This is a genomic window from Klebsiella sp. AqSCr (assembly GCF_008452795.1).
Classification (GTDB): domain Bacteria; phylum Pseudomonadota; class Gammaproteobacteria; order Enterobacterales; family Enterobacteriaceae; genus Klebsiella; species Klebsiella pneumoniae.
In genome coordinates, this window is record NZ_MJDM01000037.1 from 1 (window position 1) to 1,113 (window position 1,113).

3 protein-coding genes and 1 pseudogene are annotated in these 1,113 nt (G+C 49.3%); all 4 read left to right on the plus strand.

The window, feature by feature from the left end:
• Window positions 1-187: pseudogene (locus BHE81_RS25960) on the plus strand (conjugal transfer protein TraN); the annotation flags it as partial.
• Window positions 188-219: 32 nt separating this feature from the next.
• A complete protein-coding gene (locus BHE81_RS25965) occupies window positions 220-501 on the plus strand; it encodes a hypothetical protein (RefSeq protein ID WP_022644736.1) in 282 nt (93 codons plus the stop codon).
• Window positions 491-718: a conjugal transfer protein TrbE gene (locus BHE81_RS25970; protein ID WP_012540032.1), complete on the plus strand. Its 228-nt coding sequence runs from the start codon at window positions 491-493 to the stop codon at window positions 716-718. Before BHE81_RS25965 ends, BHE81_RS25970 begins: the two co-directional genes overlap by 11 nt.
• A gap of 10 nt (window positions 719-728) precedes the next feature.
• Window positions 729-1,055 carry a hypothetical protein gene (locus BHE81_RS25975; RefSeq protein WP_020323521.1) on the plus strand — a complete coding sequence of 109 codons (327 nt, stop codon included), beginning with the start codon at window positions 729-731 and terminating at the stop codon, window positions 1,053-1,055.
• Window positions 1,056-1,113: the final 58 nt, after the last annotated feature.

Here is a 1,113-nt window from a genome sequence, read left to right on the forward strand (position 1 = left end):
CGCCAGCAGTCCTGACTGTCGGGGCATTACCGTCGCGGAACTCCAGGGGATTGATTTTAACGAGCTGGATTTCACAAACTTCATGGAGGATTTAATCAATAACCAGAAAATCCCGGATAACAGCGAACTGACCGAAAAAACAAAAGCGCGTATTAAAGAACTTCTCACGCAGTCTTCAGCAAAGTAACTCTCCATTAATAACATATCAAAGGTGACTAAATGGCTGCGTCCTTGATGGTCGTTGTTTTGCTTGTGCTCTTTCTTTTCATTCCAGCCTGTATCGCCCTGTTCATGTCAGGCCGCAGTCTGCTCCTTATATTCCTGGGTGCCGTGGCGTGCCAGGCGGCTGTTGCCGTTGCGTTTGCAGGACTGTCTGCCCGGGGCTGGTCTGAGTCGATGGGGATGGGGGCGGCATCACTCATTTTCTACGTTATCGGGCTGCACAAGGCTGACGGTGTAAAACAGAATACTCATAACGGGAGAGAAAAGAATGAAAGTTAATTTTCACAAACATCCTGCCGTCGATTTTTCTCTGAGACTGACGCTGACGGTAATTATCATATCTCCGGTGATTTATTTCTCCTGGGATGCCGTCAAAGGGACATCGGGGAGTGATTATGTTGAGAGTGTGGTCTTTATTCTCTGCATGGGCGGTGTCGGGCTTATGAATTATCTGTTTTTTTCGGCGCTGACCAGACTTTTACAGAAGGGAAAATAAAGGAGCAGGGATGGAAGAGAGAAAATCGTATGGAATGGTGGTGCTGTTTGTCAGCGTGTTTGTTGTTTTTCTGGTGAGCATTATGTCGTACAGCCTGTGGCGGGACAGACAGGTTAACGCATTTATGACCACCAACCGGGCCTGGGGGATCCAGTGCGACACTGTTTCTCAGGCCGCGTGGGTGGTCAGGGACGGGGAGCGGGTGGACCTTCAGATAAATCATCTGCCTCTGTACTGCAGCGGTTACCGCTTTGAAGCCCGTGATGATGCAGGAAAGATACAGCGCCAGCTCGATAAATACAGTGTCTATCAGCATCTGTCACGCCAGTCGCAATAATTCATAAAAGGGTATTTGCCATGCGAACAATACATGCCGCCATGCTGGCGGGGTGCCT